General features: G+C 68.2%; 27 protein-coding genes. 14 read left to right on the top strand and 13 right to left on the bottom strand.

The window, feature by feature from the left end; all coding sequences use genetic code 11:
- Positions 1–4 precede the first annotated feature (4 nt).
- Both BLU27_RS00390 and BLU27_RS00375 read left to right on the top strand, forming a co-directional pair.
- The gene (locus tag BLU27_RS00390) at positions 5–460 is read left to right on the top strand and encodes a cupin domain-containing protein (protein WP_197681620.1); all 456 of its coding nucleotides are present in this window, start codon (positions 5–7) and stop codon (positions 458–460) included.
- 2,350 nt (positions 461–2,810) lie between these two features.
- A complete protein-coding gene (locus tag BLU27_RS00375) occupies positions 2,811–4,886 on the top strand; it encodes a bifunctional polysaccharide deacetylase/glycosyltransferase family 2 protein (protein WP_241827703.1) in 2,076 nt (691 codons plus the stop codon).
- Positions 4,887–4,924: 38 nt separating this feature from the next.
- Here BLU27_RS00375 and ectB read toward each other — a convergent pair whose 3' ends face one another.
- A complete protein-coding gene (ectB, locus tag BLU27_RS00370) occupies positions 4,925–6,172 on the bottom strand; it encodes a diaminobutyrate--2-oxoglutarate transaminase (RefSeq protein WP_092649480.1) in 1,248 nt (415 codons plus the stop codon).
- Positions 6,173–6,448: 276 nt separating this feature from the next.
- Entirely contained in the window at positions 6,449–6,715 is a 267-nt protein-coding gene (locus BLU27_RS00365) for a nitrilase-related carbon-nitrogen hydrolase (RefSeq protein WP_092649478.1), read from the bottom strand.
- A gap of 97 nt (positions 6,716–6,812) precedes the next feature.
- Between BLU27_RS00365 and BLU27_RS00360 the strand changes: the two genes are divergently transcribed.
- From BLU27_RS00360 to BLU27_RS00345, 4 genes are all read left to right on the top strand, one after another.
- Positions 6,813–8,102 carry an MFS transporter gene (locus BLU27_RS00360; protein WP_092649476.1) on the top strand — a complete coding sequence of 430 codons (1,290 nt, stop codon included), beginning with the start codon at positions 6,813–6,815 and terminating at the stop codon, positions 8,100–8,102.
- A gap of 13 nt (positions 8,103–8,115) precedes the next feature.
- The gene (locus BLU27_RS00355) at positions 8,116–8,985 is read left to right on the top strand and encodes a fructosamine kinase family protein (protein ID WP_157728120.1); all 870 of its coding nucleotides are present in this window, start codon (positions 8,116–8,118) and stop codon (positions 8,983–8,985) included.
- A gap of 217 nt (positions 8,986–9,202) precedes the next feature.
- Positions 9,203–9,763 (top strand): hypothetical protein, encoded by a 561-nt coding sequence (locus tag BLU27_RS00350; protein WP_157728119.1) that lies wholly within the window; start codon positions 9,203–9,205, stop codon positions 9,761–9,763.
- A gap of 531 nt (positions 9,764–10,294) precedes the next feature.
- Positions 10,295–10,834 carry a hypothetical protein gene (locus BLU27_RS00345; RefSeq protein ID WP_092649470.1) on the top strand — a complete coding sequence of 180 codons (540 nt, stop codon included), beginning with the start codon at positions 10,295–10,297 and terminating at the stop codon, positions 10,832–10,834.
- A gap of 111 nt (positions 10,835–10,945) precedes the next feature.
- Here BLU27_RS00345 and BLU27_RS00340 read toward each other — a convergent pair whose 3' ends face one another.
- Positions 10,946–11,695 (bottom strand): class I SAM-dependent methyltransferase, encoded by a 750-nt coding sequence (locus tag BLU27_RS00340; RefSeq protein ID WP_092649468.1) that lies wholly within the window; start codon positions 11,693–11,695, stop codon positions 10,946–10,948.
- Between the two features lie 117 nt (positions 11,696–11,812).
- On the opposite strand from BLU27_RS00340, the gene BLU27_RS00335 reads away from it, so the two are divergent.
- Positions 11,813–12,748 (top strand): AraC family transcriptional regulator, encoded by a 936-nt coding sequence (locus tag BLU27_RS00335; RefSeq protein WP_092649466.1) that lies wholly within the window; start codon positions 11,813–11,815, stop codon positions 12,746–12,748.
- Between the two features lie 110 nt (positions 12,749–12,858).
- Here the strand turns inward: BLU27_RS00335 and BLU27_RS00330 are convergent, their stop codons facing one another.
- The 6 genes from BLU27_RS00330 to BLU27_RS00305 form a co-directional block, all read right to left on the bottom strand.
- Positions 12,859–13,623 (bottom strand): YqjF family protein, encoded by a 765-nt coding sequence (locus tag BLU27_RS00330; protein ID WP_092649464.1) that lies wholly within the window; start codon positions 13,621–13,623, stop codon positions 12,859–12,861.
- Positions 13,624–13,730: 107 nt separating this feature from the next.
- A complete protein-coding gene (locus tag BLU27_RS00325) occupies positions 13,731–14,384 on the bottom strand; it encodes a DUF3618 domain-containing protein (protein WP_092649462.1) in 654 nt (217 codons plus the stop codon).
- Positions 14,357–14,824: a phage holin family protein gene (locus BLU27_RS00320; RefSeq protein WP_092649460.1), complete on the bottom strand. Its 468-nt coding sequence runs from the start codon at positions 14,822–14,824 to the stop codon at positions 14,357–14,359. Before BLU27_RS00320 ends, BLU27_RS00325 begins: the two co-directional genes overlap by 28 nt.
- Positions 14,821–15,747, bottom strand: a complete 927-nt coding sequence (locus tag BLU27_RS00315; protein ID WP_092649458.1) for a hypothetical protein — start codon at positions 15,745–15,747, stop codon at positions 14,821–14,823. The genes BLU27_RS00320 and BLU27_RS00315 overlap by 4 nt, the downstream gene beginning before the upstream one ends.
- 104 nt (positions 15,748–15,851) lie before the next feature.
- Entirely contained in the window at positions 15,852–16,214 is a 363-nt protein-coding gene (locus tag BLU27_RS00310) for a BBE domain-containing protein (protein WP_241827702.1), read from the bottom strand.
- A 273-nt stretch (positions 16,215–16,487) separates the two neighbouring features.
- Entirely contained in the window at positions 16,488–17,081 is a 594-nt protein-coding gene (locus tag BLU27_RS00305) for a mycothiol-dependent nitroreductase Rv2466c family protein (RefSeq protein WP_092649456.1), read from the bottom strand.
- A 66-nt stretch (positions 17,082–17,147) separates the two neighbouring features.
- Between BLU27_RS00305 and BLU27_RS00300 the strand changes: the two genes are divergently transcribed.
- Positions 17,148–17,681: a MarR family winged helix-turn-helix transcriptional regulator gene (locus BLU27_RS00300; RefSeq protein WP_092649454.1), complete on the top strand. Its 534-nt coding sequence runs from the start codon at positions 17,148–17,150 to the stop codon at positions 17,679–17,681.
- Between the two features lie 46 nt (positions 17,682–17,727).
- Here BLU27_RS00300 and sigJ read toward each other — a convergent pair whose 3' ends face one another.
- Positions 17,728–18,672 (bottom strand): RNA polymerase sigma factor SigJ, encoded by a 945-nt coding sequence (gene sigJ, locus BLU27_RS00295; RefSeq protein WP_092649452.1) that lies wholly within the window; start codon positions 18,670–18,672, stop codon positions 17,728–17,730.
- Between the two features lie 176 nt (positions 18,673–18,848).
- On the opposite strand from sigJ, the gene BLU27_RS00290 reads away from it, so the two are divergent.
- The 5 genes from BLU27_RS00290 to BLU27_RS00270 all read left to right on the top strand — a co-directional run bounded on the left by BLU27_RS00290 (position 18,849) and on the right by BLU27_RS00270 (position 23,645).
- Positions 18,849–19,478 carry an LUD domain-containing protein gene (locus tag BLU27_RS00290; RefSeq protein WP_092649450.1) on the top strand — a complete coding sequence of 210 codons (630 nt, stop codon included), beginning with the start codon at positions 18,849–18,851 and terminating at the stop codon, positions 19,476–19,478.
- A gap of 195 nt (positions 19,479–19,673) precedes the next feature.
- Entirely contained in the window at positions 19,674–20,570 is an 897-nt protein-coding gene (locus BLU27_RS00285; protein WP_157728118.1) for a phosphotransferase, read from the top strand.
- Positions 20,571–20,627: 57 nt separating this feature from the next.
- Positions 20,628–21,428 carry a class I SAM-dependent methyltransferase gene (locus BLU27_RS00280; protein ID WP_157728117.1) on the top strand — a complete coding sequence of 267 codons (801 nt, stop codon included), beginning with the start codon at positions 20,628–20,630 and terminating at the stop codon, positions 21,426–21,428.
- Positions 21,425–22,360: a DUF2332 domain-containing protein gene (locus tag BLU27_RS00275; protein ID WP_092649444.1), complete on the top strand. Its 936-nt coding sequence runs from the start codon at positions 21,425–21,427 to the stop codon at positions 22,358–22,360. The genes BLU27_RS00280 and BLU27_RS00275 overlap by 4 nt, the downstream gene beginning before the upstream one ends.
- A 76-nt stretch (positions 22,361–22,436) precedes the next feature.
- Positions 22,437–23,645 (top strand): class I SAM-dependent methyltransferase, encoded by a 1,209-nt coding sequence (locus BLU27_RS00270; protein WP_092649442.1) that lies wholly within the window; start codon positions 22,437–22,439, stop codon positions 23,643–23,645.
- Positions 23,646–24,171: 526 nt separating this feature from the next.
- Here BLU27_RS00270 and rpmB read toward each other — a convergent pair.
- Positions 24,172–24,447 carry a 50S ribosomal protein L28 gene (rpmB, locus tag BLU27_RS00265; RefSeq protein WP_449710124.1) on the bottom strand — a complete coding sequence of 92 codons (276 nt, stop codon included), beginning with the start codon at positions 24,445–24,447 and terminating at the stop codon, positions 24,172–24,174.
- 75 nt (positions 24,448–24,522) lie between these two features.
- A complete protein-coding gene (locus tag BLU27_RS00260) occupies positions 24,523–25,611 on the bottom strand; it encodes an ArsR/SmtB family transcription factor (RefSeq protein ID WP_157728116.1) in 1,089 nt (362 codons plus the stop codon).
- Between the two features lie 145 nt (positions 25,612–25,756).
- On the opposite strand from BLU27_RS00260, the gene BLU27_RS00255 reads away from it, so the two are divergent.
- Complete coding sequence (locus tag BLU27_RS00255; protein WP_092649438.1) at positions 25,757–26,143, top strand: VOC family protein; 387 nt, start codon at positions 25,757–25,759, stop codon at positions 26,141–26,143.
- A gap of 54 nt (positions 26,144–26,197) precedes the next feature.
- Here the strand turns inward: BLU27_RS00255 and BLU27_RS00250 are convergent, their stop codons facing one another.
- The gene (locus BLU27_RS00250) at positions 26,198–26,941 is read right to left on the bottom strand and encodes an alpha/beta fold hydrolase (protein WP_092649436.1); all 744 of its coding nucleotides are present in this window, start codon (positions 26,939–26,941) and stop codon (positions 26,198–26,200) included.
- Between the last annotated feature and the right edge of the window lie 20 nt (positions 26,942–26,961).

Here is a 26,961-nt window from a genome sequence, read left to right as displayed (position 1 = left end):
CGGAATGCGGATCGCCGGCGGCCTACTGGCCGTCGCTACGCTGACCTTGGCCACGGGCTGCTCCACCGCCGACCAGCCTGCCAACGCCAGGACGCCGACCGCGGCCGCGACATCGAAGCACCCCACCGAAACCCTCACGCCACTGCTCAAGCAGAGCCTCCCGGACGTGAAGGGCAAGACATTCACCTCGGCGGTCGTCGCCTTCCCGCCCAACGCACGTGCGAAGCCGCACCGGCACGGCGAGGCGTTCGTCTACGCCTACGTGCTCGAAGGCACCGTGCGCAGCGAACTTGCCGGCAAGCCCGTGCACGCCTACCACCAAGGCGAAAACTGGGTCGAGCCGCCGGGCGCCCACCACATCCTCACCGAGAACACCAGCCGGACCGAACCGGCCAAGCTCCTGATCGTCTTCGTCTCCAACACCGGAGACAAAATCAAGGTCGACGACCCGCGGTCGTAGCCCGTCTTACCTTACGCAGTGGACGGCAACGCGCCTGCACGAACTCACTGCCCCGGGGTTCGCCAGCAAGGAACGCGGCCAATGGACCGAAGTGAAGTAGCTACAGAGGGAACGTGTCCTCGTCCCACTCCTGGACCTGTGGCACCTGCGGAGCTGACCCCGCCGGCCGAGTTCGAGGCGGCGGCGGAGACTAGCCCGACATGAACATGGCGACATCCAGGGATGGGACCACCTTGTAGAAGAAGGTCCCGTTCTCATCCGCGTAGATCTCTTCTGGCCACCCCTGATCCTCGAGTCGCTGCGCGAGCTCAGGGCCGCCAGTCTGCATGACTCGGGTCCTGTCGCCGGCCCAGATGACAACGAAGTGGAACACGCCGCATTCACATGCTGAGTAGAAGGCAAGCTCATGGCCAACCTCGAACACCCCTGTTCCAGCGGCTCGGGGTAGGCAAGCGTGTGTGGCCGCGGCCACACCGCGTTCCGATCGTCGCGATTCCTGGCATGGCCCCGGAGCCTGCCACAAAATCAGCTTTTGGTCCCGGTCTCGGACGATGCGACCTCTCGCCTATCGGTGCCATGGCGGACGCATCGTCGCAGGTCAGCACGGTGTTGGAGCCGCTCATCGCCCTTTTGGATCCGATGATGGGGGTCCGAGTCCCAGGCGACGGTCGACGGGCGGCGTACCGACGTGCTCTTCTACCACGCCTACCCGCTGCGCGACCCGGCCGGAAACCCGCTCTCGAGCCCGGCGCCGCGAGCGCTGATGATGGACGTCCTCACCTGAGGAGCGGACGGCTGGCCGAGGGTGCACGACGGAACGGCCAGTCGGTAGAGCGGCGCGTCCGAACCCTTACGGCGCTTATCCGAATCTCCCCGTACCTGCTCACTGAAATTCTCCACCCGTGTGGCCTCGCAGGAGGTGCCGTCGGCGACTTCGGAACGGGCACTTTCACCTCCGCCGATTTCCTCTCATTGCTTGTCGACGGAATGCCTATCCGTTTGGGTGATGGAGACCGACGCGTTTCGCGTCCACCTTTGTTTTCCTGGCCGTTGTTCTCCGCCTCGCCTGACGGATTTCGTCCGGCACAATCGCCTGCCCGAGGCGGATGTTCGTACCAGTTGCAACGGTTGTCTCGGCCTGCGCCTTCTTGGATATTCACTGGCTGACTGGGACAGCATCAATGCACCAAAAGCCCCAGGCCGGAACTGGTCGGTGCAGAGTTCCGGCAGTTTTGCCCCCGGCCAGTTTGGGTATTCCTGAAAGGGAATCAAGCATAGCTATCCGGAAATGACTTTGCGAATACGGCTATTCCAATGAAGAACCTCGAAACGTACGTAGCCGCTCGGGCGCGACCGGCATGTCACACAGGGCGAGGGGCCGAGTGAACGCGGTGCTCACGGTCTACACGCCTGAGGAAGCCGCGGAAGTCCTCCGAGTCGCGCCGGGTTGGCTGGAGCAGCAGGCAGCAGCGCGCAGGGTCCCCTTCACCATGCTCGGCGACTGCTACCGGTTCACCGACGATCACCTGGCACAGATCGTCCGCATCTTTGAGTCGGCGCCTGTCACCGCGTCGGGAGTCGCCTACGTGCAGGAGTCGCTTCCCGCTACCGGAAGCGCACGGGTCTACGCGGTCAACGTGGTCGAGCCGTTCGGCAGGTCCGTCCCCGAACCTCGCGCGCTGGCCGCAGTGGGGGGACCCGAGAAGACCAGCGAGGATGCGGACAGAGGGGAGACCGACGTCGCGACCGGCGTCGACGTCTCTGTCGATCCGATCTTCGTCGACTCGACCGGCCGCCGGGCCCGCAACGTTCGGCGCGCCGGCTACCTTGTGGCCGGCCTGTGCGCCGCGTGCACGGCCGTGCTGGGCGTCAGCCTCACTGGAGTCACCCCGATGGCTCCCAGCCGGGCGGCACCTCCCGCTGGGGCCTCCGCGGCCCCGTCCCCCTCCGCGTCGCTCGCGCGGATGCAAGAAGTCCGTTCTGGAGCGAGGGATCGCACCTCGTCCGCCACCGACCGCTCCGACCGGAGAGGGCAGTCAAGGAGCCGGCCCCTCCCCGAACCCTCAGGTCCCACACCAACCGCTTCCGGCTCTCCGGCCTCAGGACGGGGTTCCCGGCCAGAGAGCAGGAAACGGCCTCCCAGCCGGTGGTCGGACAGCCCGGGGACAGATGACGCCGCGTTCCCCGTCGGATCCGAAGACTATGCCCCGCCGACGTACGACCAGTCGCGACGATGGTGAACGCCAGCAGCAAGTCGCCGGTACGTGCGAACCCGAAGTCGAACCAGGGAACTGGTCGCGCCCGGACGCCGTCCCGGCCAGGGAGGGCTCGACGCCTGCCGATCGTCCCGGTGTTCCTGCTCGCGGTCCTCCTCTGCGTTCTTCTCCTCGACGGCTACGTACACAAAGTCCCGGCCACCGAGCACCTGCCTTACATGGTGGCCTCCGACTGGGTGCCCGAGAAGGTCCTGAGAGGCGGCCCCGTCCTCGACGCGACCGGATCCACAGTTCGTACGTACCGCGTCCCGAAGAAGACCATCGTCCTTACCTTCGACGACGGCCCGGACCCGATGTGGACACCGAAAATTCTCAAGGTCCTGAAGAAACACAAGGTGCACGGCACCTTCTTCGTCGTCGGTCAGCTGACCGTTCGGTACCCCGGCGTTGTCCGTGATCTGGTCAATTCAGGACAAGATGTCGGGCTGCACACCTTTTCTCGCCCGGATATCCTTCGCGGCTCGAAGGCGGACATCGACGGCGAGCTTGCGCGTTCCCAACTGGCGCTGGCCGGTGCCGCCGGAATCACCAGTTCACTTGTCCGCCCGGCGGATTCGTCCGTCCCGAGCAGGCTGGACAACCTCTCCTGGCCGGCCGTCCAATACCTTGGGTCCAAGGGATACCTCACCGTCCTGAACGACACCGGCAGCGAGCACTGGCTACGCACCGCCGTTCACGGCGCCGCGAATCGTCCAGTCCCCGAGCCGACCGGCCGGAGCGCCGTGGTGCTCATGTACGAATCCGGCGACAAGGTGGCGCAGACGGTCCATGCACTGGATGTGCTGATCCCCAGACTGCAGGCCAGAGGCTACCGGTTCACCACCCTCAGCAAGGCCATGGGAGCCGAGAGCTTCGACCATCCCCCCACCAGCGCCGGGCTCTGGAAGGGCAGGGCATTCGTCGCCGCGGTCCAGCTTTCCCAGGTGGCCGTACGAGGTTTGTTCGTTCTCCTGGCAGTCACCGGCCTGCTGGTGCTCTTCCGGCTTGTGATGATGCTGGTGTTTGCCCGGCGCCACGCCCGCGTACGCAACGACCCGGACTTCTCCTGGGGACCTGACGTCATCGAACCGGTCAGCGTCGTGGTTCCCGCGTACAACGAACGCGAGTGCATCGCCAACACGGTGCGTTCACTGGCGGCGAGCAATCATCCGGTCGAGATCATCGTGGTGGACGACGGATCGACCGACGACACCGCCGAGATCGTGAAATCCCTCGGCCTGCCCGGGGTCACGCTCGTACGGCAGCCCAACAGTGGCAAAGCAACCGCGCTCAACACCGGCGTCGCCTGGGCTTCGTACGAGCTGATCGTGATGATGGACGGCGACACCGTTTTCGAGCCCGCGACGGTGCACAACCTGGTACAGCCCTTCGCCAACCCGCGAGTCGGGGCAGTGGCCGGCAACGCGAAGGTCGGCAACCGCGATCGCATGATCGGCAAATGGCAGCACATCGAGTACGTCATGGGCTTCAACCTCGACCGGCGCATGTACGACCTGCTTCGCTGCATGCCCACCATCCCGGGTGCCGTCGGAGCGTTCCGTCGCACTGCCCTGCGGGATGCCGGGATGATGACCGAAGACACGCTTGCCGAAGACACCGACATCACCATGGCGCTCCACCGCGCCGGCTGGGACGTGGCGTACCAGGAGAACGCCTTGGCGTGGACGGAGGCGCCGGGCACGATGACCCAACTGTGGCGGCAGAGATACCGCTGGAGCTACGGCACCATGCAGGCGATCTGGAAGCACCGCCGCTCGCTGATCGAACGCGGACCCTCGGGCCGCTTCGGGCGGGTCGGGCTGCCACTGATCTCCGTGTTCCAGGTTCTGGCCCCACTGCTCGCACCACTGGTCGACATCGCTGCTGTCTACGGGCTGGTGTCCCACAACCCCTGGCGGACCCTGCTGGTATGGGCAGGGCTGTTGGGCGTACAAGCCATATCCGCGGCCTACGCCTTCCGGCTCGATCGCGAGGACCTGCGCAGCCTCTGGGCGTTGCCTCTACAGCAGGTGGCCTACCGGCAGGTCATGTATCTCGTGCTGCTGCACTCGTGCATCACCGCCCTGACCGGAAATCGCCTGCGTTGGCACAAGCTCAGGCGCACCGGCGAGGTTGGTGCACCACCTGGACCGGCCGTTCGGGCGTCCTGACCGCCGTCGCGAGGACGACCTCGACAGTTCGACTACGGTCACCTCGATGCTTCCTTCACGGACTCCTCGAGCAGCGACAGTCCCTCGTCGAGTTCGTCGTCGGTCACGGTGAGCGGCGGCAGCAACTTGACCACCTCTCCTTCGGGACCGGAGGTTTCCAGGAGTAGTCCGCGCTCGAACGCGTTGCGGCAGACCCGTTCCGCCAGGTCTCCGCTGGGCAGGGCCAGGCCGCGCGCGAGACCCCTTCCCCTGACCTGCATCGGGATCCCGGGGTGGGCGGCGGCTACGTCGGCCAGGACTCTTTCGGCCTGCTCGCCCTTCGCCACCGTGCTCTTCTCGAGGTTGTCATCGCGCCAGTAGGTACGCAGAGCCTCGGCCGCGGCGACGAAGGCGGGGTTGATGCCGCGGAAAGTGCCGTTGTGCTCCCCGGGTGTCCAGATGTCCAGCTCCGGCCTGAACAGGGTCAGCGCGAGCGGCAGCCCGTACCCACCGATGGCCTTGGAAAGGCACACGATGTCCGGCCTGAGGCCGGCGATCTCAAAGCTGAAGAACGGCCCTGTGCGGCCGCAGCCCATCTGCACGTCGTCGACGATCAACAGGATGTCGCGCCGCCTGCACAGCTCCGCGAGTTCCTGGAGCCACTCGATCCTGGCCGTGTTGAGTCCGCCTTCTCCCTGCACCGTTTCCACGATGAAGGCCGCTGGCAGGTCGAGTCCGCTTCCGCGGTCGTCCAGCAGCTTGGTCAGGAGTTCGAAGTCCGGTGAGTTCGCGAGGTAGCCGTCGTAGGGCATCGGCGCGGTGTGTGCCAGTGGTACGCCCGCGCCGGCGCGCTTCACCGAGTTGCCCGTCACGGCGAGCGCGCCGAGTGTCATGCCGTGGAAGCCGTTGGTGAAGCTGACCACGGAGTGGCGCCCGGTCACCTTGCAGGCGAGCTTCAGCGCGGCCTCGACTGCATTGGCACCCGCCGGTCCGGGGAACATCACCTTGTAGTCCAGGTTGCGCGGCCTCAGCACGAGGTCGCGCAACGCCTGCAGGAAATCCCGCTTCGCCACGGTGTTCATGTCCAGCGAGTGGGTGATTCCGTCGCGTTCCAGGTATTCGATCAGGGCTCGTTTGAGTACGGGATTGTTGTGGCCGTAGTTGAGTACGCCCGCGCCCGCGAAGAAGTCCAGGTATGCCCTTCCACTCTCGTCGTACAGACGGCTGCCGACAGCCCGATCGAACGTCGCCGGCCATCCTCGGCAGTAGCTGCGTACGTCGGATTCGAGGGTCTGGAAGATGTCCACGAATCGGTTCCTTAGTGCCATGTCGCCGAATCAGAGGGAAGTCGAGGGCAACTCCGGCTTCCCTGCGGCGCTGTCTACCCTGGGGCGGATGCGAAAACCTCCGACGAGCCAGGTAGGCCGCACCCGGACGCGACGGTGCGAGGTGTCGTCAACGGGAGAGGTCTACCAGGAGGAGACCTTCGTTGCCCGGCGGAAGTTCGCTGATGATCGTGCCGTCAGGACCCACCGCCAGAGCGGCGCCGAAGCAGCCGCCCACGTCGGGCTCTGCCAGGTGGTTCACCATTCGTACAGGCCGATGGCGATCCATATGCCGCTCTCGCTTGACAGAGCGCCAAGCTGCTCGGTGACCGGGCCGGACACGGGCTGCGCCAGGAGCCGATCGTGTACGGGATCGTCGTTGCCGACGAAGCCGGTCAGTGCCGTCTCGGAGAAGACGACCAGACCCGCACCCCTGTCCGCAGCCTCCCTGGTCAACCTCGTGATGCTGGTCAGATTGGCAGCCTGGTCGGCAACCACCCGGTGGACAGCGAGCGCAGCGTGCATCGGACTCCGTTCGGGTCAGACCTCGCGCCGATCCGGGGCGGTATCGCTCGTACCATCAGCCTGATCATGCCGGACCAGAGGATGGTTGTGAGCCAGGTTGGGAAACGCCGAGGGGGACCATAGCCCGACGGGCACGTCCGTCGTACGGATCGTCTGGCGTACGCCATTCCTGCGGGCCGCCTGCATCAGCCTGTTCGTCGCCGGGATCGGCACGTCGGCGACCATGCCCCAGATGACGTTGTACCTGGTCACGGAACTGCACATCCCGATCCAGGCCGCCGGCCTGTACTACCTCGTCAACCTCACTGCGCCGGTCGCAGGCTTCCTGGTCGGCACGTTGTCCGAGCGGCTCACCAACCGGCTGTTCCTGTACCGCGCGTGCGCTGTGATCGCCGCACTCGGCTGGACCGCGATGGCGCTGGCCGACCGGCCCTGGATGCCGTTCGTCATCGGGGCGTTCGTCCTGAGCTTCGGCGGCGGAGCGATGGGGCAACTCTTCGCCGCCACTCGCGACGAACTCAGCCGGCACCCATCCCCGGCCACCAACCGGATCGTCGCCGCGGTCCGCATGAGCTTCACGGCCGGCTGGATCGTCGGCCCGGTTCTCGGGAGCTGGTTCGGCGCGACCTTCGGCCTGCGGCCGCTGCTCATGGCCAACGCCGCCTGCCTGGTCGCGCAGCTGGTTCCGCTCGGCACCCGCCGCGTCGAACGCTTCAGGGTGGAGACCGCCAAGCCGGATGCGGCCACGAGGTCGACAGTTCGCCGGCCCGATGATCACAGGGGAACCACCAAGTACGGAACGAAGAACAGGCTGACACCGCTGCTGGTGTTCCTCGGATGCTGCGTACTGGTGATGAACGGCGACACCATGAAGTTCGCGTTCCTGCCGCTGTACATGGCGAACCAACTGCACGTCGGTGACGCCATGCGCGGGGCCGTGATCGCCGTACAGCCGTTCCTGGAACTCCTTCTGATGCCTGTCTTCGCCCGGCTCGCCGACAGGTTCACCCCGATCCGGGTGCTCGCGATGGCGGCGGTGCTCGGAGTCGGTGCCCACCTCGCGTACGCCACCAGCAGTCAGGTCGTGGGGCTGTTCGCCGGCCAGGTCCTGATGTCCGGCGTCTGGGCGGCGGTCGCGGGCCTGGGCATCACCGTTGCTCAACAGCTCTGCCCGGAAAGGATCGGACTCGCCTCCTCGATGTTCAGCAGCTGTATCCCGCTCGCCGGAGCCGTCGGCGGGTCCATCGGGGCCTTCGGCGTCGGTTGGCTCGGCATACCTGCGCTGTTCGTCATCCCCGCCGCCCTGACAGCCCTGGGCTTCGTCGGCTTCCTCCTCACCGGCCGCCGCTTCCGGCCGGACGACTCCGCCTTCGCAGGAAGGGCGTGAAGGGAGAAACATCGTGGCTGAAGATCGCGTTGCCGTGGAACGCATCCTCGACGCCGTACGCCATCGCGCCGGGCTGACGGTGGCCGGGCAGGTACCCCTCGTCGGTGGCATGGTGGCGGACGTGCGGCGGCTGGACCTGGCCGACGGGCGTACGGTCGTCTGCAAGGCGGCGTTCGGGGAGCAAGCGCGCCTTGACATCGAGGCGACGATGGTGCGTCATCTCCACGACGCGCACCCCCGCATCGTGCCGGAGGTGATCTACGCCGATCCGGAGCTCCTCCTGCAGACCTTCATGCCCGGGGTGCACCTGACCGGCGCCGCAGCGACCTCTCTCGGCGAGGAGTTGGCGATCCTGCACGGACGGCACGCCGACGCCTTCGGCTTCGACGGCCCGACCCTGAACGGCTGGTTCCTGTTACCCAACGGATGGTCCAGCGCCTGGGTGCCGTTCTTCAGGGATCGACGGCTGCGTCACTGCGCCGACGCGGCAGTCGCGAACGGAACACTGAACGTCGGCTTTCGCGCACGGGTCGAGAGGCTCTGCGAGCAGTTGGGTGACCGTCTGACCGAGCCCGCCGCCCCGACGTTGCTGCACGGTGACCTGTGGAGCGCGAACATTCTCGCGGACGGCAACAAGATAACGGGTCTGCTCGATCCGTCTGTCGTCTACGGCCACCCGGAGCTCGACCTGTCACATGTCGTCGGCCAGCCGTACGCCGACGCCGTGTTCGAGTCGTACCGGAGGTTCCATCCGATCGAGAAGGACTTCTTCGAGGTCCGTGCGCCGGTCTACCAGGTCTACACGGCGATCATGCACGTGCTGTACTTCGGCCGCCGCTATGAGCACTGGCTCGACGAGACCCTCACCCGCAGCGGGGTGTGAGGACTGCCTCGCGACTCCTCTACGCCGCAGGTCGGTCCGAACTGTCGACGTGCCGGCCCCCGACGCGCCGTGACCCTCCAGAGGTATCTGCCGAGGACCGCGGAGGTGTCCTGCTCTGGCCGTTCACCGGTCGTACGGAGGGTCCTCCTCGGCGGCATCCGGCGATACTCTGCCGGTATATCTTTTGAGGGGGGTTGCTGTGATCACGCTGGCCGACATGGTTGCGAACGGGTCCGTCACGGACGAGGGCGCCGATCTCCTGCGGCGGATCGCGGCGTCCGGTGAGTCGTTCCTGGTCTACGCGCTCCCGCGGAACGCGGGCAAGAGCACGCTGACGAACGCCATCCTCGCCGAGGCGCCCGCGAACGTGCCGCGGCGCGAGTTTCTCGGGACCCGGGAAGAGGTGGCCGAGTTGAGCGCGCATCCGGATCGGGGATTCCTGGTCGTCGGCGAGATCGGACACCGGGGCCGGCCCGGTTACCTGGCCGGCGATGAGGTGGAGCGTGCGTTCGGCCTGGTCGCGGACGGGTATCGCCTCGCCTCGAGCCTGCACGCCGATTCGGTCGCCGAGGTGTTCGAGGTTCTTGCCCGCAACGGGATCTCCGCCGACGCCGCGGCCGGCATCCGCTACCTGGTGAAGGTCCGTGGCCTCGGTGACCTGGCGGATCCCGCTACCCGGCGGGTCGTCGAGCACATCAACGAGGTCACGGGGTTCGGCGCCCACGGTCCGGCGTACTCAGTGCTTTACCGGTGGGCTCCGCAATCGGCATCGCGGTAGTCGCACCGCCACCGAGGCGCCCCGACAGGCCGCTGTCGGGGCGCCCTGTCGTATACGGGGCAAAGCCGACAAAGAGGTGAGCGGAGGAGGGCGAGCCTCCAAACCACCTGCATTTCCTTCAGAATGCCCTTCCCGTGACGTGCCGGGAATTCCCATCTTCGAATTTGCGCCGTGCGCAGACATTTCAAGTTCCTTCGGTCCGGTGAAAGCCGAAGCCGCGGGATCTGTAATTCAACGTGGCCGGCGTGGCCGCGGCCGCTGCCGCACGCGGGCCAAAACTCGATCCCGGTGCGCGACCGGATCGTCGTGCCGGAAATTCCGAACCGCCCTCGACCCCGGCAACAACCTCGGCCCGGATTGATGCGGCCGCGAGGTGTGTGGGGGATATCGGTCGCGGACTCTACCAAGCCTGAAGAACCTCATTCCCGCGGTTCGCCGCCATCTTGATTTCCGGTTGTCTGCCCAGCGCAGGGGGAGCTTCCAAGGCGTCAGCGGATGCTGAGAAGGCGCACAAAAGGAGTGACGCAACGCATGTCGAAAAAGCACCTCGGAAAGCTCGCTGCCGGAGCGGCGTTCGCAAGCGCGACTTTGTTGGTGGCGGCGCCCGGAATCGCGTCCGCAAGCGTCGCGCCCACTGGCCAGGTGGCAGCCTGGGACAACCACTGCAAGAAGGACGACGCGGGCTACGGGTCGGAGCACGGCAAGAAGGGCGACTGGGGTTACGGGTCGGAGCACGGCAAGATGGGCGACTGGGGTTACGGATCGGAGCACGGCAAGAAGGGCGACTGGGGTTACGGGTCGGAGCACGGCAAGAAGGGCGACTGGGGTTACGGATCGGAGCACGGCAAGAAGGGTGACTGGGGTTACGGATCGGAGCACGGCAAGATGGGCGACCGACTCTCCGACCCCGGCCCCTGCGGGAAGCCATCTGGCGGGGTCGACGGCGGTGACGGAGGCTCTTCGACGGTCGCCAACCCGGGACTCGCGGCGGGTGGCGCCGGTGCGCTGGCGGCAGCTGCCTTCGGCGGCATGTTCCTCGTGAGGCGGCGTCGCACCGAGACGCTCGCCTGACGAGGCGACGGAGATCGGCGGCCGGCGCGGGACAACCGCGGCGGCCGCCGATCGGACTGTGCGGTGGGCAAGTTCCAGTTGACGACCCGTCCGGCCGGTCAGCCTGAGGGTCTAGGCGCGGGTCGCTTGCACGAAGGTGACCGGGCCGAACCTGTGGTCGAGATGTTCGACCTCCCGGACGTCGGTGAATCCTGCATCGGCGAGAAGCCTGACGATGCCGCCGTCGAGGTTGCGGGCCACGGCTGGGTTTCGAACTGTTCGTGACCGCAGCATGCGAGGCAGGTGCCGGAGGGCGTGGGCCGGCCCGTGACCGCCGCCGTGCGTCGAGTGCTGAGCGTCGTCGTTACCGGACGCGGGGCTGCCGAAGTCGACGATCGTGACCTTGCCTCCTGGTCGGAGAGCTCGCAGAGCGTCGGACCCGAACCCGGCCCGGCCGTCGTCGTCGACGTGGTGCAGCGCAAGTGCGGAGACCACGTGGTCCAGCGAGGCGTCCTCGGCCGGGATCCGGTCGGCGTATCCCTGGACGAGGCTCAGGGACACGCCACGCCGGACCGCCTTGCGAGCCGCCCTGCGCAGGGCATCGTCGTCTGGGTCCAGACCGGTGACGCGGGCGTCCGGCTGAGCCGCGAGCACGGCGAGCGACAGGTTGCCGGTGCCGCAGCCGACATCCATCACGGTTTGGCCCGGCGCGATGCCGGCGAGTTGGGCCGTGCGCTCGTGCAGGTGCCGGACCCCGGCCACCCGGCTGAAGATGTCGTAGAAGGGGAGGAGCCAGGTCTTTCCGGCTCCTGGCAGGAACGGGCGGCCGCGGTCCTCCGGCGCGCGCTGGTCGGTGATGCGTACGTTGGTCGAGGACGTCATGGTTGCTCCCCAGGTCTGTTCGCCCGGTCGGGAGCCGGGGCCCCGTGCCGGATTGGTGTCGTCACCTCCAAGCCTTGGATATTCTTCGGTTCCAGGACAGCACAGGAGTCGGTATCCATGGCACATCCTTCGGTCGAGGTCTCGCCCGGAACTTCCTCGCGCCTGCGTACGCTGCGGTCGGACGGGACGCCTGTCTACCGCTACGACAATCGTCCGGGCGTGCCACCGGTCTCGGTCGTGTGCTTCGACGCCGAGGGTGAGCACGCGGGGTTTCCGCCGGTCCACCGGCACGCCCATGACTTCCTCGTCCTGGTGTACGTCGAGGACGGCGTGGGCTCGTTCTCGGTCGACGGCACGGAGTGGCCGTTGCGTCCTGGCCAGGTCCATGCGGTGCCACCGGGCCAGGTGATCGACGTGTCGGCCGTCATCGCGATGGCCCGCTGCCGTGCTTGGTCGGTCGCCTTCACGCCGGACGCTGTGCCGGCCCTGGCGGCGGTCTCTCCGTTGGCCTGGGCCACTCATCCGCTGCTCGCGATGTTCGCGACCGAAGCGGGGCATGGCCTGGTCGCCGAACCCGACCGTGCCCGGTGGTCGGGATGGCTGGCCGAACTCTCCGAGGAACTCGCCGATCCGCATCGTCTCGGTGCCGGCGAGGTCGTTGCCGGACTCCTCACCCGCGTCCTGGTCGCGGCCGCGAGGCTGGCTCCCGATGCGTCCGCGGGAACACCGGATCCGCTGGTGGAACAGGTCTTCGACGAGATCGAGGCGACTTTCCGGGGACCCATCACCGTAGGAGATGTCGCCCGCGCGCTCGGCTACACGCCGGGGCATCTCACGACGGTCGTACGGGAGCGGACCGGTCGGCCCCTGCTCGAATGGATCACCGAACGGCGCATGACGGAGGTCCGGCGGATGCTGCGTGAGACCGACCTGCCGCTCGGCGTGGTGGCCGCACGGACCGGCCTGCGCGACGCCACCTATCTCGTACGCCGCTTCCGGGATCGTTACGGCGTCACCCCCGAGCGGTGGCGTCGCAACCAGCGCGCCGGGTGAGCGACGGAGGTCCCGGCGACTGCAGCTCCGCGGCCTGCGGAGCATCCCGCCTTGCATTGCCGCCGTTCTGAAACCAGCACGCCTCAGCCCGGAATCCCAAACCCTACGGATCACGGAGCCTTGCAGAAGCGTGGTGGACCGAACTCCGCATCGACACCGGGCGACCAGAGCACGGAGAGCGGGGACGGGTCGAGGGGAGTCAGGCCGGTCCTTCGGACAGGGGAATCGTCGATCTTCACGGGACGAGCTCGGTGGAGAGGCCACCGCCGGTGCGCGACCGGTAGCCGATACGTCCCGAGTGGATGTCCCTGATGGAGGTACCAGCGCGCCGTGACGAACTGCTCCAACGCCGTGGGAGCCTCGATGGCAGGTCCGGGTTCCACAACCAGATCCGCGAAAGGAGCGCCCCGCGCGAGGCGAGGTCGACACCGGTAGCCGAAGTCGGAACGCGATCCGGAGTCGGTGCCTCCGGCGTTCAGGAAGCTGATCTTCGACCAGGTGTACGGCAGCCAGGCGAGCATCCGGGCGAGCATCCGGGCGAGTAGAACCATGTCGGGGCGCGAGACATCCATCCGCAGGAAGACCGTGCTGTGCCGGCCTTCCTCGTCGACGCAGTAGACGCGAACGTTCACCTCGTACGCCGATCCGACGGGCGCCCGCCCGAACGCGTACGTGCCGGGTATCCCGAACGCCACGATGCCAACGTGGGCTTGCCCGTCCAACGTGTCGGGCCAGGTGCCGGCCGGTAGGAGTGGCGTGACGGCGCGGGGATCGACAGCCCAGTGGACGAGAACGACCTCGCGCCATCGCTGGGCCACAAGGACCGGCCCGCCGATCGGCGGTGGATCAGCAGCCGGCAGTGGTTCGCCCCTCATGGTGCAAGGCTTTCACGTAACGACGAACGGCGCGTGGATGCGCTCGCCATGAGCCGCATCCACGCGCCGTACGTTCGGGCGAAACGGGATTCGTCTGGTAGCGCGACCTACTGGGTACGCGACCTGGCGTCGTCCTTGACGTTCTGCGCCGAGGACTGACCTTGGTCCTTGACCTGGCGTACGCCTTCCTCGGCTGTGCCGCGGACTTCCTGTGCGGCTTCGGTGGCGTGTTCGCGGACGTTCTGCCCGACCTCCTGGCCGACGGATTTCGCTTCCTCGACCACCGGCTGGCCCTTCTCCTTGGCGGTTTCCACCACCTGCTGGGCCGCTCGGGTTTCCTTCTCGGTCGCCGGCAGCAGCGATCCGATCAGCGCACCGGCTCCGAAGGCGATCAGGCCGACCGCCAACGGGTTGCCCTCGGTCCGCTCCTGCACCGTGTGGGCAGCTCCGTGTGCGGTGCTGGACACGGTGTCGACGGCGCCGGACGCCGCGTCACTGGCCGAGCTTCCGACCTGCGAAGCGCGGTCGCTCACCGAGCCGCCCGCGTGGCTGGTGGCGTGACCCGCGATGCCGCGCACGTCGTGGGCGGTGCCCATGAAGCGGTCCCGCATCCGACCGAACCGGCCGCGTACGGCCTGCTTGCGGCGTTCGACCACCCGGCTCGGACTCACCTTGTCGGCGAGAGCGTCGAGGTTGCGCGAGAGGTCCTCACGCGTGTCGGCGATCTGGTCGGTCAACTGCCCTTCTGTGCTTTGGCCCATTGCACGTCCTCCTTCAGGGTGCGCTGTGTGGCCTCCAGGGGAGGCATGGGCTGCTTGAGTTCCTTCTTGCCGCGGGCGGCGAGCACCGCGGCGACGATGCCCCAGATGGCAGCGACGATGAGCGCCGCCAGGCCGATGGGCATCCAGTTGTCGAGCAGGAACATCAGTGCCAACGACACGAACACCAACGCGAGCAGCCCGGTGACGCCGGCCCCTCCGAGCAGACCCGCGCCCTTGCCCGCGTGGGTCGCTTCCCGCTTGAGTTCCGTCTTCGCGAGGTCGAGTTCGGCGCGAACCAGGGTGGTCAGGTCACCGGCGATGGCGCCCACGATCTCGCCCAGCGAACGGTTGTCCTCCGCTCTGTGACCGCCGGCCGTCGTGCCGGAGGCATCCGTCGTACGGTACGTGCCGGAAGGGCTGAACGGGTCGGTACCGCTCACGGCGCCTCCCCGGTGGTTCCGCGCCGGTCAGCGATCCGACCGCCGCCGGGCTGCGGCCGCTCGGTTGGCGGGGCGTACTCGTCCGCCGCCGGATCCAGCGGGGCGACCCCGCCCGAACCACCCGAGCCCGCGCCTGTGCCCGAAGGCGTGTACGGGTTGTCCTGCTCGGACCAGCCGGGGCCGGCGGCCGGGGCCGTGGTGCCGCCGCTGTAGCCGGTGGTGCTCGTCGGGTCCGCGGTGCTGGACGTTTCGTACTGGCTGCTCGGGCCGTAGTTGGCCGCGGCGTCTCCAACCGTGTCGGAGTCCGTGGCGCCGGGCCCTGTGTAGGGGCCGGTGTAGTGGCCGACTCCACTGCCGTTGCCGTATCCGTCGCCGTATCCGGCCGAACCGCTGGTGCCCGTCGCGGCACCGGAACCACTGCTGCTCGCTTCCTTGGCGCCGCGGGTCAGTCGGCCGGCCACCACGCCGGCCGCGAGAGCGCCCGCGAGGAACGCGCCCGGCCGACGCCGAGCGAAGCGGCGAACCTCGTCGAGGAGTTCGGCCGGCTCGCGGCCGTCGATCCGGGAGCTGAACTCCCGCACCCGACCGGCAACCTGCCGGGCGACGTCGTGGGCGAGCCCGCCGTTGCCGTCCTGGCCGCTCGCCATCTGCTCGACGTCGTCGCTGAAGTTCTGCAACGTGCTGACCAGCCGGTCGCGCTGTGCGCGGGACTGCTCCTCGACCTGTCCACGGACGTCATGGAAGAGATTTCTGGCCTGGTGCTGAGCCTCGGACGCGACCTGCTGTGCCTGGTCCTTGGCAACCCCGGCGACGCGGGTGCCCTCCTGTGCGGCGTTCCCCGCGACCTGCCGTGCCTGCTCCTTGCCACCGCTGGCGCCTGTCGGCTCCGAACCGGCCGGCCCACCGTAGCTAGGGGTCGACATGCTTCCTCCAACCGTCGTAGGTGCGAGGGGCCGAACAACGGCCCTCGGTCGCATGTCGTGCCGGTCTACCCCGGGTCGGCGGCTTAACACGTAAGGCTGGGAAGTCACCCGGCGTGCCGGCCGCTCCACCGATCGCTCGCCGGGCTCCACGTGGCCATCTCCTCGGCGGACCGCGGCGCGACGTGGAAGTGCACCCGGCGACGCGGGTGCCCTCCTGTGCGGCGGGCTGACGGTACCCAAGGACAGTGGAAGAGGTTCGTGGGGTCGTACTTCGACTTGATCCTGCGCAGTCGGCAGAAGTTCGACGTCCAGTAGGCGGTCTCCCACTCGGCCATGCCGATGTTCGGCACGTTGACGTACGCGCCGTCCACGTAGGGCCGAAGCGCCAGGCTGAACTTCGCGATCCACGCCTGGGCGACGCAGTTTTTCGGGCGCGGGAATTCCTGCCCGGTTGTGGAGGCGCGCAACCTTTCTCGTTGGTTGATCGACGGCTTCCGGAATTGCGTACGGCCTTTCCTGGCGTCGCAACAAGGAGCGGTGCGCACCTGTTCGGTTTGTGCAGGCGGTCCGCACTCGATAAGTCTGAACCGTCTGCTGAATTACACCGGCGTGTCGTGCCGGATATTCAGAACCAATTCAGAACCCGCCGGTCGACCCTGCCGAGGTGGGGGCACCGGAAGACCCACCTGCGAGGGCCATGCCGGCGCCCAGGTGCGGCATGCAACGTGTGGCTCCCGCTGTCAGTTCGTCTGTAGATGCTCGTCGCGTGCTCCCTTGAGTTCGCTGAACGACGGGATCGTCGCGAGGGTCGACACCGCGTGCCACAGTCGGACGGCAGCATCACCGCGGGGGACGGCCGTGAGTACGGGCCCGAAGAATCCGCGGTCGCCGATCCGAACGATCGGGGTCCCGCCGTCGTCGTCGCTCAGGAGTGCGGTGGCGATCTTGGTACGGGCGCGCAGATCGGCGTCCCACGAGGTCTCCTCGGACGCGCCGGCCAGCCCGGCCGGGAGCTGTAGTTCGTCCAGGGTGAGTGCGATGTTCTGCGCATCGTCGCGAAGGCCACCTACGTGGCGCCGCTGTCCGAACGTCTCGTAGAAGTCGGTCCAGCGTTCCGCATGGGCGGAAGCGAGGAGGGCAGCCGCGACCCGAGCGGGCCGCCACGCGCCCTCGTTGTAGTCCCGGTACCAGGCGTCGAGCTCACGCCCCTCGTTGACCACGGAGAGGCTCATCAGCTCACGGCGCACCTCGAGGCCGGCGTGCTGCTCGACCTCGGCGAGCCACTTGCTGGTGATCCACGCGAAGGGACAGGTCGGGTCGACGTAGACAGCCACCCTCGGAGGACACGCGCTAGTTTCCATGGAAACGAGTTTACTTGACGCGGAAAGTATCCTGTCAACATGGCCCTACCCGGTGAGCGGGGCGTACTCCCCGACAGCGACGCCGTGCAGGCGATCGTCGACCAGTGGCGGGCGCGACTTCCGGACCTGGATCCTTCGCCGATGCTGATCCTGGGAAGGATCGAACGACTGGCAGCGGTGTGCGACCCGATTCTCCGGCCGCCGTTCGCCGCCGCGGGACTCGCGCCCGGCGACTTCGACGTACTGGCCGCGCTGCGCCGAAGCGCCCCACCTCATGCCCTGTCGAACGGCGAGCTCGCCCGGGCGACGCTGGTCACTCCCGGGGCGATGACCAAACGGATCGACCGGCTCGCCGCCGCGGGCCTGGTGACGCGGGCTCGCGCCCGAGACGACGCCCGGGGGCGGGTCGCCACCTTGACCAGAGCGGGCCGGCGTCTCGTCGACAAGCTCGTTCGCACCCACATGGCGAACGAGGCGGCCGTCCTCGAGGGGCTTGACGGCAGCGAGCGAGACCAGCTCGCCTCGTTGCTCGGGAAGTTGTTGGCATCTGTCGAAACCGCGCCGAGCGACTGAGCTGGTGCCGATCGTCGCGGTGGTCGGAACCGACCCTGCCGAGGTGTCAGCCGCCCGTCCAGGGGCGCAGCTTCTCGGGGTTGCGAACCGCCCAGATGTGCCTGATCCGGTCGGCCACCATCTCGAACGCGTACACCGAGATCGTGACGCCGTCCTCCTGTGCGACCAGGCCGGGTTGGCCGTTGACGACATGCTCGACGAAGGTCACGTTGCCGGGCGTCCTGTCGGCGAGGTCGGCGAGCAGGTGTGCGATCAGTTCGCCGCCCTCGATGGGGTGCAGGGCGGCGAGCGCGAGACCGCCACCGTCGGCAACGAGTGTGGCGTCGGGATCGAGGAGGCCGATGAGGGCGTCGACGTCCTTTGCCTCCCATGCCCGGCTGAACTCCCTGACGATGCCGGCCTGTCGGGCTGCCGGGGTCGGTGGGGCCTGCGAGGCGCGGACGCGGCGGCGGGCCGAGGAGGCCAGTTGCCGGCATGCCGCAGGTGTGCGGCCGACGATCTCGGCGATGTCGGCGAAGGGGTAGGCGAAGACGTCGTGCAGGACGAAGGCGACACGCTCGGCGGGAGTCATCGAGTCGAGTACGACGAGGAAGGCCATGCTGATCGACTCGTCGAGGGTGATCCGGTCGGCCGGGTCGACAGCGGCGTCGCCGGCGCTGCGCCGCCCGCTGATCCAGTCCGTGGACTCGGGCACTGGTTCGGGGATCCATTCGCCCACGTACTTCTCCCGCCGGGCACGCGCCGAGCCGAGCAGGTCGAGGCAGATGCGGCTCGCGACCGTCGTCAGCCAGGCGCCAGGGGAGGCGATGTCTTCACGCTGCCCTTCGGGCATGGCGTACCAGCGGGCATAGGTCTCCTGTACTGCGTCCTCGGCGTCGGCCAGCGAGCCGAGCAGCCGGTACGCGAGACTGATCAACTGGCGCCGCTCGCTCATGATCGCGTCCGGTCCCGGCCCGGTTCGGCTGCTTCCCGACTCTGGGGGTGTGCTCATGTCGTCGACGGCTCCCTGACGTAGGTTCTGCCCTTGCTGGTTCGACGAGCCGGCGGGCCGAAACGTGAGGTCCGGGCGGCGAGTCCCCTGACCTTCCGCGGGGCTGTCTCGTCGTACTCGTGAGCAGGGCACGTGACAAGTAGACAACGTGCCGCCACGAGGAGTTCAGGAGTGCCATGACCACCTCCGTCCCGGCAACGACCTTCGCCGACCCGGCTTCCGCGCAGAGTCTGGAACGTGCGGCTGCTTCCCTTGCTGCGAACGGTTTCGACGTCGAGATTCTGGACGATGTCGCCGCCGCTCGGGTCCGCGTGCGCGACCTCGTTCCGGAAGGTGCAAGCGTCTTCACCGGGGCCAGCGAGACCCTGCGCCTGTCGGGGATTCAGGACGACATCAATGTCAGTGGGCGCTATCGGGCCGTCAAGCCACGCGTACTCGCGATGGACCGCGCCACCTCTGCAGACGAGATCCGGCGGCTGACAGCCACGCCCGACGTCGTGGTGGGCAGCGTCGCCGCGGTCACCGAGACCGGCTCCCTCGTGGCCGCCTCCGGCAGCGGAAGTCAGCTGCCCGCCTATGCCGGGGGAGCCGCCCACGCGATCTGGGTCGTCGGGGCGCAGAAGGTGGTGCCCGACCTGGACACGGCGCTGCGTCGTGTGCATGAGTACGCCCTCCCACTGGAGAGCGTCCGCGCCCAGGCGGCCTACGGATACCCGAGCGCTGTCAACCGCCTGCTCGTCCTCAACGCGGAGTACCAGCCCGGGCGTGGCACCGTCCTGCTCCTCCGCGAGGCAATCGGGTTCTGATGTGTCAGCTCTTACGTATCCTTGCGGCTACGTAACTGGTTGGGGTTCTGCGGAAAGAGGGCGCGTAGATGAAGATCACCGGGGCGATGCGAGCACTGGACGAGACCCGTGGAGCGGTGTGATCCGCTGATGTCGGACAACATCAGGCTGAGCGGGACCACGGTGAACGCAGACGCACAGCGACGTCCGTGCTCGATGACGGACATTCGCGCGCGGGTGGAACGCGCTCTCGACCAACCGAGCACGGAGTGGATCAAGCCGGACACCGGACTGTCGGCCGCGGAGCGCTACCTGGTGACGCTGAAGGACGGAAGTGGTGTCTTCGTCAAGGCGGCGACCGACGACGAGACGGAACGATGGCTTCGCACCGAGTACCTCGCCCTCCGGCACGCGCCCGAACGTTTCACTCCGCAGGTCGTGGCGTGGCTCGACGAACACGGCAAGCATCCGGTGCTGGTGGTCGAGGACCTGGGGCGTGCGCACTGGCCGGCCGGCCACGAGGGTGTGGACTGGCGGGACGGCGACATCGATCGGGTGCTCGCCGCGGTGGCGGCCCTGTCGGCCGTTCGGGCTCCGGACGCGTTCGAACCGACGCCGCGCCGGCCCGCGTACTGGCCGACGTTGCTGGGGAAGGGGTCCGATCGGGCTGCGTTCCTCGACCTCGGGCTGTGCTCCGTGGGCTGGCTGACCAGGGCCGCCGCCGTGCTCACCGATGCTGAGGCGAGCCTCGATGACAGCGGCGACTCGCTGGTCCACGGGGATCTGCGCAGCGACAACATCTGCGTCGCGGACGACCGCGTGATCTTCGTCGACTGGTCGCACGCCTCGCGTGGCAGCGCCGAACACGACCTGGCACTCCTTCTTCCCACGCTGCACCTCGAAGGCGGTCCGGCGCCGTACGACGTGCTGCCGAAGGCCGGAGGGTGGGCAGCCGCCGGAGCCGCCTTGCTCGCCCGGCGTGTCCTCGACGAACCCGGTACGCCGGACTGGCTGGTCAGCGTCTTCGTCAGATTGATCGCCATCGACCTGGCCTGGGCCGCTTCCTGTCTTGGCCTCCCACAGCCGGACGGCATCGACTGGCGGTCGATCTGATCCCGGACTGACTCCATGGGCCGCAAGCGTGGGTTGCGCGCCTCCCAGAGGTGTTTCGTGAAGGACGAACTGAGACGTCAGAAGCTGCGTGCCGGGTTCGACCGGTCTGCGCCGGACTACGAACGCACTCGGCCGGTCTGCCCGCCCCGGTTGTTCGACGACCTGGTTGACGTCGCCGGGCTCGGTCCCGGCGACCGCGTGGTCGAGATCGGTTGCGGCACGGGGCAGGCGACCGTGCCGCTCGCCGAGCGGGGGCTGGCCGTCACCGGTGTGGAGTTGGGTCCCGAGCTCGCCGCCCTCGCCCGCGTCCGGCTGGCCGGGTTCCCCGCCGCGGACGTGGTGACATCCTCCTTCGAGGACTGGCGGCCACCGCCGACCGATCCACCGCTCGACGCGGTGGTTGCCGTCAACTCCCTGCACTGGGTCGATCCCGCGCTCCGATACGCGAAACCGCATCAACTGCTGCGCCCCGGAGCCTGCATGGCGGTTGCCGCATGCGTGCGGGCGCAGCCGGCGGACGCCGAGGCGTTCTGGACTCAGGTGCAGGAGGACTATCGGGCGGTGGGCTATGAGGGCGGCCCGCCGCCGGCCCCCGAACACGTCGCTCCGCTGCACTTCGCGCCCGAGACAGAGCTCTACTTCGAGGAGGTGGCAAGCCTGCGGTACCCCTTCGAGGTGCGCTACACCGCCGGGGACTACGTCGCCAACCTGGCCACGCAGTCCGGCACGCACGCTCTCGGAGAAGCGCGAGGCGCGGACTTCCTCGCCCGGGTCGAACGCCGGTTGGACTCGCTCGGCCGGCCTCCGCTGACGGTCAGCTTCGTCGCCCTCCTCACCGTCGGTCGGCGGCTGCCATGACGACCGCTCAGACGTACGCCGAGTTCGCGGCCCGTGAGGCGCGTGGGGTTTCGCACGCGTACGAACGCCTGTCATCGGCGGTCTCCGGCGACGACGAGATGCTCGCCCTGCTCGACAACCTCCCACCGGCGAAGCGGCAGCCGAACCTGCTGTTCGGTGTCGTGCGGTTCCTCGGCGGTCCGGTGGAGGATCCCGCCGCGTTCCACGACTACACGGTGGCGAACTGGCCGTTGATCGAAGTGCAGATGCGTGCCCGCGCCACGCAGACCAACGAGGCCGGCCGGTGCGCTGTCCTGCTTCCGGTCCTCTCCATGCTGCCGCAACCGCTTGCTCTGCTGGAGGTCGGCGCGTCCGCCGGGCTGTGCCTGTACCCGGATCGGTACGCCTACCGCTACGGCGACCGGAAGATCGGTGAGGGTGAACCCGTACTGGACTGCGAGGCGACCGGGTTGATTCCGCCGACCACGCTTCCGGAGGTCGTCTGGAGGGCCGGGCTCGACCTCAATCCGCTCGACGTGACCGACCCCGCCGACGTTGCGTGGCTCGAGGCGCTCATCTGGCCCGAGCACGCGCATCGCCGTGCCCGGTTGCGTGCGGCCGCGGCCGTCGCCGCGGCCGACCCACCGTCGCTGCTGCGCGGGGACCTGGTGGACGACCTGCCCGCCCTGGCCGCGCAGGCACCGGTTGACGCGACGCTGGTGGTGTTCCACACCTCGGTGCTGTATCAGGTGCCGGCGCCCCGACGGGCAGCGTTCACCGAACTGGCCGGTCGGTTGCCCGGGCACTGGGTGTCGAACGAGGCCCCGGAGGTGCTGCCGTACGACGACCTGCCCGATCCACCCGACCACGCCCACCACAACGTGCTCGGCCTCGACGGCAGGCCGCTGGCCTGGACCAGGGCCCACGGCCAGGCCGTGCGCTGGTTCGGGTAGCGACCGGCCGGCTACGCATGGTGTCGGCCGGGCCGGTCGGAGTCGGCGGCGGAGTGCGCATGACACTCTTGGAGGCATGCCCGAACCACTGTCGCAGGCGCTGGCCCGCGTACGCGAGGAACTCCTTGACTCCGAGCGGCTCGTCCGTGCCGTGGCCGCGGGCCGGCGTCGCGGGCACGAGGTGGCCTGGCGGCGGGCCGAACTGAGGTACGTCGACGTGCGGGCCGGGCGGGTGCTGCAGGTCACGACGTACGACGAACACCAGGCGCACACCCGCAACGCCGCCCTCGGGCCGGAGGCGGAGGAGGCGGTCGACGGCCTGCTCGCGACGGCGTTCGGCAACTGGCACCTCGACTCCGTGGACGAGACGCTGCAGCTTCGGGTCACCAAGAAGGGCGACGCGCAGCTGCACGTCCGGCCGCGCGTGGCCGAGCAGCCGGTCAGCCGTGAGCACGACCGGGAGAAGCCTCGCCTGCTGCCGGCGGAGGACCCGGTACTGAAGGCCGTCGGCATCGCCGACCACCAGGGGCGGATCAAGCCCACCCGGCAGGCGAAGTACCGCCAGGTGGACGAGTTCCTCCGGGTGCTCGAGCCCGCGCTCGACCGGGCGCTCGACACCGGACTCGTCCCGCTGCCGACCGACGAGCGGCCGCTGCGCGTCGTGGACCTCGGCTGCGGCAACGCCTACCTCACCTTCGCCGCCGCCAGCTACCTCGCGAACGTCCGCAAGCTCCCCTTGCGGATGACCGGGATCGACCTGCGTCCGCAGGCGCGCGACCGGAACACCAAGCTGGCAACGGATCTGGGCTTCGGTGGCCAGCTGGCGTTCGCAGCGTCGAGCATCGCCGCCGCCGAACTCGAGGAGGCTCCCGACCTCGTCCTGTCCCTGCACGCCTGTGACACCGCGACCGACGACGCGCTGGCCAGAGCGGTGCGGTGGCAGGCGCCGTTGATCCTCGCGGCGCCCTGCTGCCACCACGACATCCAGGCCCAGCTGAGCAAGGTGGAGCCGCCCGAGCCGTACACGATGATCACCCGGCACGGCATCCTGCGGGAGCGTTTCGCGGACGTACTGACCGATGCGCTGCGCGCCTCGATCCTGCGCCAGCATGGTTACCGCGTCGACACGATCCAGTTCGTCGGCAGCGAGCACACCCCCCGCAACATCATGTTGCGCGCCACCCGTACCGGCGCCGAGGCCGGCGAGAACATCGGCGAGGAGTACGCCGACATGACCAAGCAATGGAATGTACGACCTGCCCTGGCGCGGCTGCTGGACGCGTAGGCCCGGGTGTCTTCGGCTTCCTCGCGCCCGGTTGGCGGCAGTCCGACTCTTGTCAAGGATTTCTTGACGGCGCCACCTCTGTGCCGCGGACCCGGTTGGCCCGTACCTGCTGCAGGTGGGCGGCACCGGCCCGCTCCGCGTCGTCTCTGCGAACGAGTTCGGCCGGTGCGAGCGGGTCGGTATGGGCGGGAGGCTGTGGTGTCCGGTGACCGACTGGCGTCTGCTGCGTACGGATCTGCGTCGACCTGTGGCGGAGCAGGCTCGGGCCAGCTGGTGGTCAGTACGGCGTACAGCGGTCGGCGTTCGACCGGATCGACGAAGTACTGCAGGAATTGATCGGGCCGGCGTTGTTGAGGATGTACTGGGCGCACTCCGCGCTGAACCAACTTCACTGGGTGATCCTCGGAAATCAGGAGGAGGTCATCGGTCTGTTCTTCGGTTCGGTGAAAGCAGGCCGTACTGAGGTTGCCGGAATCAGCGCGTTTCTGTCTCGATCAATTCGAAGACCAGAGCAAAGAGCGGCCGATCATCGGCGTTCCACCTTGCCGGCCTTGATGCAGGCGGTGCATACGTTCAGCCGCCTGGGCTTGCCGTCGACCACTGCGTGCACAGTCTGGATGTTGGGCTTGAACTGACGGCGGGAACGACCCTTGACCTTGCGCTTCAGTGCGCGGTGTCCCAGCCGGGCAACCTTGTTTCCGAACGCGGGGCGCTTGTCGCAGATATCGCACACGCCAGCCATGGCGGATCTCCTGAATGGGTCGCCGAATTCGATGTCGCGTTCCGACGAACGGTAGGACACGACTCGGTGAGCGTAACCAGGCTTGAATTCCTCGGCAACGGAATTAGGTCGGTACGTGCGGGGCGGATGGCTCGGCTATTCGAGCGCATCCAGGAGAGTGTGGCACGCCTGGCGAACGGGATCGCGGTCGACCACGATGCGCCGCTGTTCGTCGACCTCCACCAAGCCCGCCTCCCGCAGGGCGGCGACCTGACGGGACACCGTGCTCTGGTGGACCTGCAGTACGTCGACGAGTTGTTGCATGGTGAGCGGTCCGTCGTCGAGGAGCTGCAGCACGATCGCCAGCCGGGTTCGGTCGCCCAGGGCGCGCATCGCAGGGGCGAGTGAGGCGAGCCGTCCGACTGAGATGCCGGTGCGGCGGCGCTGAGACGGCGCCTCCGTCGCGCTGTCGCCGGGACGGGGCTCGGGAGCCGGTTCGTACGCCGGGCTGTAGAGGACCCAGATGTCGTGCTCGTCCCGCAGCAGGGACAGGCTTCTGCCGAGTCCGGGGCACGGCACCAAGGTGAGCCGGCGCGCCTGGTCGGCCGCCTCCGCGTACTGCGCTTCCGGCCGCAGTCCGGTGACGACGCTGACCCACTGTGCGCCTCCGCAACCCGGCGGCGGCCCGATGGAGGCCTGGGCACGCAGTGCGGACAGCTGGTCGTGCCAGACGCGTTCGAACCAGAGCTCCCAGATCGCGTCCAGCAACTCCAGAAGCGTGTCGCGTACGGACGACGGGTCGAGCAACTCGGCCGAACGCCTGCCGGCACGGGGGACCGGCCACGATTCGAGTACGGCTGTGACGTCGCGCCGCAGTGCCGCGCGGGAGCCCAGCATGCCGGCCACGTCCCGGGGTTGACGGTGAGCGGGATCATCGTGCGCGGTGGGCCGGTCGTAGGTGAGACACGCGTACGCGCCGAACTCGACCAGGCCGAGGATGTGCGCATCATCCAGGTCGGCGAGCCATTCGCGAAGCGCGGGCCAGGACGTGTGACCCTCGTGCTCGGGCGGAAGCTGGGCGAGAAGTACGTCCCGGAGGACCGTGCCGTGGGCGAGCACCGCCCGGATCGGATGGCTCGCCCGTACGAGATCGGCCGGCAACTCCTCGGCCACGAGCTGCGGCTCGGGGGTCGGAGTCGCCATACCTGCAAGGGCGTAGTCCACCAGCACCATGCCGGTTGGCATCGCAAGGGCCAGTGTGGGAGGTGCGATCTCCAGCTGTGGTGCCGGACCTGCTTCTGCGAACACTGGCAACGACTGGCGCATCTGCCTAGTATGTGCATTGCGCATGGCGCATGCAATGCGGTGTCAACGGAAGGCGAGGATCGCGATGAACAGGGTGGCGTTCACGGGGCAGAGCATCTTCTGTGCCGATGTCGAGAAGTCGGCGCGGTTCTACGAGCAGGTGCTCGGATTCCTACGGCAGTCCGTCGACGACGGTGACATCAGCCTCGCAGTTTCGGTAGGCGGCTCGGCTGCGGCCGGCGAGGCGACCGCGACGACGACTGTCAAGATCCTCTTGCACCACAGCGACGACCCGCGGTCGGTCGATGTCGGCACCTTCGAGACCGACGATGTCGACGCGCTGGTCGACCAGGTGCGCGCGGCCGGCTGCGAGATCAGCATCGAACCGGCCGACGCGCCATGGGGCGTACGCGAAGCCGGTTTCCGCGATCCCGACGGCAATGCGTTGTACGTCACCGGCCCCCTGCGCTGAGCGTCCGGCCGGCGGCAGTGAAGCCGCTCTGTCACGGGAGCCGTCACTCGGTCTTCACGCCGGGGAAGGCGTCGAGGATTCCGCGGATCCCAGGTAGCCGACCAGAAGGTTCGCCAGTTCCTTGGGATGGCTTAGCATCGCGCAGTGACAGCCGGGCAGCTCGTCCGGTGTGATGCCCAGGCGTTCGGGCACCAGCCGGCGGAAGAAGTCGGCGGGGAACAGCCGATCGTCCTGGCACAGCACGAATTTCGTCCGTACGTCGGGCCACGAAGCCAGCGGCCACGGCTGGCCGCTCGCGGCGGGGGACTCGTTACGCCCACGCCCCAGCGCCTCCTCGGCCAGCGGGCGTGGAACCCCGTCGTAGAAGAGGATGTAGGGATCCTCGTTGCCGGTGAGCCCGCCATCAATCTCCGCTTGCTTCGCTGCCGCCTCGGAGTAGCCGGTGTTGGTCCACCAGTCACCCGGGGGCTCGCCGGGGGACGGGACCATCCCGGCCAGGAGGACCAACAGGTGGGCCGAGAGCCGGTCGGCGACAAGTGGCGCGGTGAAAGCGCCGTAGGAGTGGCCGACCACGACCAGATCATCCCGGTCATCCGGACCGGTCCGCTCGACCGGACCACGCCGGTCGCCGACTGCATCGACCACGGCATCGGCGTACGCGTCGAGATCCGCGGAGTCGTCGCCGCTCGGCAGGTCGGGAGCGACCGTGTCGTGGCCGCGCGCCCGGAGTTCGGCCTCCACCAGATGCCAGGCCCAGCCCACGTCTCCGCCGCCGTGGATCAACACGAAGGTCGCCATGTGGATGCCACCTTTCCAAC

Origin of the sequence: Actinopolymorpha singaporensis, from assembly GCF_900104745.1 — a bacterium.
GTDB classification, from domain to species: domain Bacteria; phylum Actinomycetota; class Actinomycetes; order Propionibacteriales; family Actinopolymorphaceae; genus Actinopolymorpha; species Actinopolymorpha singaporensis.
This window is presented reverse-complemented; position numbering and strand designations above follow the sequence as displayed.